Origin of the sequence: uncultured Polaribacter sp., from assembly GCF_947501385.1 — a bacterium.
GTDB lineage: Bacteria > Bacteroidota > Bacteroidia > Flavobacteriales > Flavobacteriaceae > Polaribacter.
In genome coordinates, this window is the sequence record NZ_CANMVP010000012.1 from 138,437 (window position 1) to 145,956 (window position 7,520).

Here is a 7,520-nt window from a genome sequence, read left to right on the forward strand (position 1 = left end):
AAGTAAATAAAATACATAAAAAACTATCAATATGTCAATTATTAGGTTCAATGCTTTGCAAGAAACATTAAAGAGAACCCCGGTAAAAGTGAATCAAAGCGAAAAAAGATCTACACTTTTTGGGCGAAATGTTTTTAATAAAAATGCCATGCAGCAGTATCTTACGAGAACAGCTTACGAAAGTGTTATGAATGCAATTGAACATGGTACAAGGATAGACCGTAAAATTGCAGATCAAGTTGCCGTAAGTATGAAAGACTGGGCAATCGCTAAAGGTGCCACACATTATACCCATTGGTTTCAACCATTAACAGGTGCAACTGCAGAAAAACACGATGCTTTTTTTGAGTCTATTAACGGAAGTTTGGCCATGGAAAAATTTGATGGAGAACAACTGGTGCAACAAGAACCAGACGCCTCTAGTTTTCCGAATGGCGGAATTAGAAATACTTTTGAAGCAAGAGGATATACCGCTTGGGATCCAACATCACCAGCATTTATTTATGAAACCACACTTTGTATTCCAACAATTTTTGTGGCCTATACGGGTGAAGCGTTAGACAACAAAACACCTTTGTTAAGAGCACTACATTCTTTAGATATACATGCAACTGCGGTGTGTAAATATTTCGATAAAAATAGTAGTAAAGTAAACGCAACCTTAGGCTGGGAGCAAGAGTTTTTTTTAATTGATGATGCTTTGGTGCTTTCGAGACCAGACATTCAATTAACAGGAAGAACTTTATTAGGACATTCTTCTGCAAAAGGACAGCAATTAGACGACCATTATTTCGGAATTATTCCTGCAAGAGCCATGAGTTTTATGCAAGAGTTAGAAGAAGAATGCATGTTATTAGGAATTCCCGTAAAAACAAGACATAATGAAGTTGCACCAAATCAGTTTGAAATAGCACCTATTTTTGAAGAAGCAAATTTAGCGGTAGATCATAATTCCTTATTGATGGATGTGATGCAGAAAGTTGCCAAAAGACATAATTTTAGAGTTTTATTTCATGAAAAACCATTTGCGGGAATCAATGGTTCTGGAAAGCATAACAATTGGTCCTTGTCTTTAGACAATGGTATAAATTTATTAAGTCCAGGAAAAACACCAATGAAAAACCTACAATTCTTAACCTTTTTTATAAATACCATAAAAGCAGTATATGAAAACGAAGAATTGCTTAGAGCCTCTATAGCATCTGCAAGTAACGATTTTAGATTGGGCGCAAACGAAGCGCCACCAGCAATTATTTCCGTATTTATTGGGAGCCAACTTTCTGCAGTTTTAGACGAGTTAGAAAATGTTACCAAAGGAAAACTATCTCCGCAAGAAAAAACAGATTTAAAACTGAATATTATTGGTAAGATTCCAGAGATTTTACTGGATAACACAGATAGAAATAGAACCTCTCCTTTTGCTTTTACGGGAAATAAATTTGAATTTAGAGCCGTCGGTTCTTTGGCAAATTGTGCGGGTCCAATGACGGTTTTAAATACCATTGTAGCCAAACAGTTAAAAGAATTTAAAATAGAAGTAGACAAGTTAATAGAAACAAAAAGTCTTAAAAAAGACGAAGCTATCTTTAACGTATTAAGAGAATACATTAAAGAATCTAAACAGATTCGATTTGAAGGAGATGGTTATGCAGAAGCTTGGGAAAAAGAAGCCAAAAAAAGAGGCTTAAGCAATAACAAAACCACACCAGAAGCTTTAAAAGTGATTGTTTCTAAGGCTACAATCGACTTATATAAGGAAATGGACGTAATGAGCAAAGTAGAAATTGAAGCTCGTTATGAAATTAAACTAGAAGAATACACCAAACGTTTGCAAATAGAAAGTAGGGTTTTGGGAGATATTTCTAGAAATCATGTGGTGCCCACTGCCATTATTTACCAGAATACTTTGTTAGAAAATACCAAGAATTTAAAAGAAATTTTTGGAGGAGCATATAAAACCATCGCCAAAGAACAAATCGAATTGATCATGACCATTTCTAATCATATTACAGAAATTAATGCATTGGTTATTAAAATGACAGACGAACGTAGAAAAGCAAACAAACAAACAGGTTTAAAGTCAGCAGATCAATATTGCAATAAGGTAAAACCGTTTTTCGATCAAATAAGATATCACTGCGATAAGCTAGAAACCATGGTAGATGACAATTTATGGCCACTCACAAAATACAGAGAATTGTTGTTTACGAAATAAATTATTTATTTGGGCGTTTTAACGGGCTTTCCACTATATCTTTTTGCCGAAAAAAGCAAAAAGGATGTCGTTGCAATCCCTAACGCATAAAGCAAACCGAACAAAGTAAGTTATTTAAAATAACATAGAACTAATTAAATCTCACACCCCTCAAAGGGTTTAAAAGCCTTTGAAGGGATACTTCACTACAACCATGTTTTCTACTGTGCCTATGATGTAAAAATAACCCCCACCAAATTCATGATAAATTTTCACTATTTTTTTAATCAAAAGACTAAATTTGCAAACACAACACAACAACATGAGTCAAGAAGTTTCTAAAAGATACGCACAAAGAGGCGTTTCTGCATCAAAAGAAGATGTACACAATGCCATTAAGAACATAGACAAAGGTTTATTCCCAAAAGCATTTTGTAAAATTGTGCCAGATTATTTAACCAATGATGACGATTATTGTTTAATCATGCACGCAGATGGTGCAGGAACAAAATCTTCTTTGGCTTATATGTATTGGAAAGAAACTGGCGATATTTCTGTTTGGAAAGGCATTGCACAAGATGCGTTAATTATGAATATTGATGATTTATTATGTGTGGGCGCAACAGACAATATCATGTTGTCTTCTACAATCGGTCGAAATAAAAGTAAAATTCCTGGTGAAGTTTTATCAGCAATAATCAACGGAACAGAAGAAATCATAGAAGATTTAAAAGGTTTTGGAGTGACTATTCATTCAACAGGTGGAGAAACTGCAGATGTTGGCGATTTAGTTCGTACAATTATTGTAGATTCTACCGTAACGGCAAGAATGAAACGCGCTGAAGTTATTGATAATGCCAACATAAAAGCGGGTGATGTAATTGTTGGTTTGGAAAGTTTTGGGCAAGCAACTTACGAAACTGAATATAATGGAGGAATGGGTTCTAATGGATTAACATCTGCAAGACATGATGTTTTTCATAAATATTTAGCCGAAAAATATCCAGAAAGTTTTGATGCTGCTGTTCCTGAAGATTTAGTGTATTCTGGAAATACAAAACTGACAGATAAAGTAGAAAATTCGCCAATTGATGCTGGTAAATTAGTATTATCACCAACAAGAACGTATGCACCAATTATCAAAGAAATTTTATCAAAATATAATGCTGATAAGGTTCATGGAATGATTCATTGTTCTGGTGGCGCACAAACGAAGATTTTACACTTTGTAGACAATTTACATATTGTAAAAGACAATATGTTTCCAATTCCGCCTTTGTTTAAATTGATTCAAGAACAGTCGAAAACAGATTGGAAAGAAATGTATCAAGTTTTTAATTGCGGACACAGAATGGAAATTTATGTTTCTCCAGAAATTGCGGATGCTATTATTGCCATCTCAAAATCTTATAATGTAGATGCTAAAATTGTTGGAAGGGTGGAAGCAGCACCAAACAAGAAACTCACCATTGAAAGTGAGTTTGGTGTTTTTGAGTATTAAGAACAGCATTTAAAATCTAATGTAAACCCAACTACCCTTATTCCAGCTACCATCCCATTTTCGAGTGTCAATTCTTGCTCGAAAATAGCCACTAGCAATTTTTAGTTCAACAATAAGCCTTAATAAATTTCCTGTAGGATCATACAATTTAGCTCTTTGTCTATCTGTTTTTAATTTAAACGAACCATTAATAATTCCTATAGCAGTTCCTTCAACCCAAGTTTCTTCAATTGGGTTTTTTATATGTGCTATGCCACCTATAGTAACTGCAGCTAAAGTAAATAGAAAAGGTACATCAATAGATTTTGGTTGTTCTTTCTCTAAATACTCTTTCCAAGACTTCATTTCTTCAACAGAAGCTGCTTCAACTTCTGACTCAACTAATTTTTTTTCTGACATATTTATGTTTTTAAGTTAATAATAATTATTGAATACATTTTCAATAACTTATAATCCAAAACTATCATAAATCAGATAAAAATATATACCTATAAATAAGGATATTTGAATTAATATTAAAAACTAAAACTTTTCAATATTTCTCAAAAACAAAATCAATACTAAAATCATCCGAAGAAACAATCGCTTTTAATTGCTCATTTTTTAAATAATAGGATATCTTTTTCGGGAATTCATTTTGCGGATTTTTACAAACAAAAGAAGTATCTGTTTGTGACGTAAATTTGAACAATGTAGCAGTTTCGTTAACACCTTCCACCTTTAAATTTAAAGTGTCATTTATAGATATGATGCTCATGATTTCTTTAAAAACGGTGTCTTTATCTTTTAAGGTATAGCCCAAACCTGTAAAATCAGCATTCCAATTTTCGAATGTTTTAGTATCTTCTTTATTGTTCAAACGAATCCAATTTCCAATTAAAAAAGAAGGCTTTTGAGGCTTTACATCTTCAGTTTTGCACGAAAATAGAATTACAATCGTTAAAATAAATAATATTGGTTTATATTGAATTGGCATATTTATGAAATAGTATTTCTTCATGATTTTGGATTAATTTATTCCACCCATCTTTTAGTAAATAGATATCATCCGAAATTTTTAAAATATCTTTATATAGATGATCAGTAATTATAAAAATTTTATTTTTCTTTTCAATTTGGATCAATTCTTTTATTTTTTCGACATATAAAGGAGCAAGATGAGAAAAAGGTTCATCTAAAAGAATAATCTTGGCATCAGACTTTACTATAACATAAGTTTCAATCAACCTTCTTTCTCCGCCTGAAAATTCTTTAAAAAGATGATCCTTTTTTGATTCAAAATCAGGAAATTCTTTTAAGAAGTCTGTTAATAATAGATTAAAGTGATAAAATCCTTTTTTCAACGAAAAAGAGTTAGGGATTATATGAAATTGTGGTAAATATTTTATAAAACCTTTTTTATAGAGTGGAGTTCTGATTGGTTTTTTATCGATTCGTATTAATTTATTATTGGGTTTTAATTCACCAAAAATAATTCTTAAAAGTGATGTTTTACCTGAACCATTGTTTCCTAAAATACCTGTGATTTTTCCCTTTTCAGCTTTAAAATAAATACTATTTAAAATACTTTTAGCGCCAAAATTTAATTCTACATTATCTATTTCTAATACTCTCATCTTACTATATAATTTATGATAATTAGAATTGTTAAATTTACAGTAAAGGTGAAAAGATATAATTTAAATTCACTAATTCCTTGATTAAAATAGAAATATAAAGTTTGTTTTTTTTTATCATTTATATAATGTTGAATAAACCATACGAGCAAACTAGATAAAATTAGGCTTATAAATGCTAAAGGGAATATCTTAATAGTCATTAAAATAATTATACCAAATGCAAGAGAAATAAAAAACTTACTAAAATAAAAGTGAAAGTAAGATTTTAGGTTTTTCATAGTACAAAATTGGATTTATTTCAAATATAGTTAAATGAAAATAAAAAAGAATTAAGATAAAAATTTGTAAATTCGCAATCCAAGAAAAGAGTATCAAATGATAGAAAAGATAAGAATTGTTAAGCAACGTTATGATGAGGTTTCTGATTTAATTATTCAGCCAGATGTTATTACAGACCAGAAACGGTATGCGCAATTGATGAAAGAATATAAGGATTTAGGTGATGTTGTTAAAAAAGGGGATGAATATCAAGAATTAATAGACAATATAGAAGAAGCTAAAGAAATAATTTCTGATGGTGCTGATGCGGAAATGACAGAAATGGCAAAAATGCAGTTAGATGAAGCCAATACCAGAATACCTCAATTAGAAGAAGAAATTAAATTTTTATTAATCCCCAAAGATCCAGAAGATTCTAAAAATGCTGTTGTTGAGCTAAGAGCAGGAACAGGGGGAGATGAAGCAAGTATTTTTGCTGGAGATTTGTTTAGAATGTATTCTAAATATTGTGAAAGCAAAGGTTGGAAAGTTGCTACGGTAGATTATTCTGAAGGTACCAATGGTGGATTTAAAGAAATTCAGTTTGAAGTGACAGGTAATGATGTTTACGGAGTTTTAAAATTTGAAGCGGGTGTGCATCGTGTACAACGTGTGCCACAAACAGAAACACAGGGTAGAGTTCATACCTCTGCGGCAACTTGTATGGTTTTTCCGGAAGCGGAAGAATTTGATGTAGAAATAAACCCAAAGGAAGTTAGAATTGATTTTTTCTGTTCTTCTGGTCCAGGAGGGCAATCTGTAAACACCACCTATTCTGCAGTGCGTTTAACGCATATTCCTACAGGTTTGGTAGCGCAATGTCAAGATCAGAAATCGCAGCATAAAAATAAGGAGAAAGCGTTTAAAGTATTGCGTTCTCGTTTATATGATATGGAATTGGCTAAGAAAAATGCAGAAGATGCTTTAAAACGTGGGTCTATGGTTTCTTCTGGAGATAGAAGTGCTAAAATTAGAACCTATAATTATGCACAAGGTAGAGTTACAGATCATAGAATTGGTTTGTCATTATACGATTTACCGAACATCTTAAATGGAGATATTCAAAAAATAATTGATGAATTAATGTTAGCAGAAAACACAGAAAAGTTAAAAGGACTAAGTGACGGAATTTAAATTACTCCCGTAACAAATATCAATTAACAAATATCAAAAAAAACTCAGAAACTTCTTCTGAGTTTTTTTTATGACCATTTTAAATTGAAAAGGATTTGAGTTATTCTTTAACTGAAATGGACTAAAGAAAACATTGTTATAAGCGTATCTTTGAGGTAAGAAAAAAATAAATTATGATAGCAACTAAAATTTTAGGATTAACTTCTTTTTTAACGAAAAGTAAAAAAGCAAAAATTTTAATACTACTTTTAGAAATAGTTATCATTGCTGTTGCTTATGATGCCAACAAGAAAAAAATGAAAGAATTAGAGGATAAAAAACGTTTATCTTCTAAAAATTAATAAGTATTGCTAAGAAAGGGTGTTAAGAAAAAGAAGATTTTTATGCTATGAAAATCTGTTAAAATTCTAAGAAAAAGAAAAGTTTACTATTGAAAAAAGTTGTTATGAAAAAGTTTAAAGTATCTTTTGAATAATTAGATTGATGAATGTTTATTAAAATAAAAAGCGATTAAAATTCTGGGGGGAATTATTTAATCGCTTTTTTTTGTCAAACAAATTTTTTATTATGAATTCTTACTAAATAAATAATTTCAAAATTTCTTATATTATTTTGGATCAAGTCCAAAACTTGTGGGATTTTAAGATTAAGCAAAAATTGTGGTTAATCTAAATAGGAAAAAACCTACGTTCCTGACCCCTCTAAATTGTGCTCTAAATGCTTTGATCTTTGCGTTGAAAGATTCTGCTGACGC

At 31.0% G+C, this 7,520-nt stretch carries 7 protein-coding genes; 4 read left to right on the plus strand and 3 right to left on the minus strand.

All coding sequences use genetic code 11. The annotated features are described in order from the left end of the window. Positions 1–31 precede the first annotated feature (31 nt). Positions 32–2,215: a glutamine synthetase III gene (locus Q0998_RS09705; RefSeq protein ID WP_299669431.1), complete on the plus strand. Its 2,184-nt coding sequence runs from the start codon at positions 32–34 to the stop codon at positions 2,213–2,215. Positions 2,216–2,516: 301 nt separating this feature from the next. Beyond that, the gene (locus Q0998_RS09710) at positions 2,517–3,695 is read left to right on the plus strand and encodes an AIR synthase related protein (protein ID WP_299669451.1); all 1,179 of its coding nucleotides are present in this window, start codon (positions 2,517–2,519) and stop codon (positions 3,693–3,695) included. A gap of 9 nt (positions 3,696–3,704) precedes the next feature. On the opposite strand, the gene Q0998_RS09715 is transcribed toward Q0998_RS09710, so the two are convergent. From Q0998_RS09715 to Q0998_RS09725, 3 genes are all read right to left on the minus strand, one after another. Beyond that, the gene (locus Q0998_RS09715) at positions 3,705–4,094 is read right to left on the minus strand and encodes a hypothetical protein (RefSeq protein ID WP_299669433.1); all 390 of its coding nucleotides are present in this window, start codon (positions 4,092–4,094) and stop codon (positions 3,705–3,707) included. A 133-nt stretch (positions 4,095–4,227) separates the two neighbouring features. Continuing rightward, complete coding sequence (locus Q0998_RS09720; protein WP_299669435.1) at positions 4,228–4,671, minus strand: hypothetical protein; 444 nt, start codon at positions 4,669–4,671, stop codon at positions 4,228–4,230. Beyond that, positions 4,655–5,311: an ABC transporter ATP-binding protein gene (locus Q0998_RS09725; RefSeq protein ID WP_299669437.1), complete on the minus strand. Its 657-nt coding sequence runs from the start codon at positions 5,309–5,311 to the stop codon at positions 4,655–4,657. Before Q0998_RS09725 ends, Q0998_RS09720 begins: the two co-directional genes overlap by 17 nt. Positions 5,312–5,689: 378 nt before the next feature. Here Q0998_RS09725 and prfA point away from each other — a divergent pair, with 378 nt between their 5' ends. Continuing rightward, the gene (prfA, locus tag Q0998_RS09730; protein ID WP_299669439.1) at positions 5,690–6,766 is read left to right on the plus strand and encodes a peptide chain release factor 1; all 1,077 of its coding nucleotides are present in this window, start codon (positions 5,690–5,692) and stop codon (positions 6,764–6,766) included. A 173-nt stretch (positions 6,767–6,939) separates the two neighbouring features. Beyond that, a complete protein-coding gene (locus tag Q0998_RS09735) occupies positions 6,940–7,107 on the plus strand; it encodes a hypothetical protein (RefSeq protein ID WP_299669441.1) in 168 nt (55 codons plus the stop codon). Positions 7,108–7,520 lie beyond the last annotated feature (413 nt).

Bases quoted from the DNA above. Each gene is read 5' to 3' on its own strand.
- Q0998_RS09705 (WP_299669431.1), top strand. From the start codon at position 32: ATGTCAATTATTAGGTTCAATGCTTTGCAAGAAACATTAAAGAGAACC.
- Q0998_RS09710 (WP_299669451.1), top strand. From the start codon at position 2,517: ATGAGTCAAGAAGTTTCTAAAAGATACGCACAAAGAGGCGTTTCTGCA.
- Q0998_RS09715 (WP_299669433.1), bottom strand. From the start codon at position 4,094: ATGTCAGAAAAAAAATTAGTTGAGTCAGAAGTTGAAGCAGCTTCTGTT.
- Q0998_RS09720 (WP_299669435.1), bottom strand. From the start codon at position 4,671: ATGCCAATTCAATATAAACCAATATTATTTATTTTAACGATTGTAATT.
- Q0998_RS09725 (WP_299669437.1), bottom strand. From the start codon at position 5,311: ATGAGAGTATTAGAAATAGATAATGTAGAATTAAATTTTGGCGCTAAA.
- prfA (WP_299669439.1), top strand. From the start codon at position 5,690: ATGATAGAAAAGATAAGAATTGTTAAGCAACGTTATGATGAGGTTTCT.
- Q0998_RS09735 (WP_299669441.1), top strand. From the start codon at position 6,940: ATGATAGCAACTAAAATTTTAGGATTAACTTCTTTTTTAACGAAAAGT.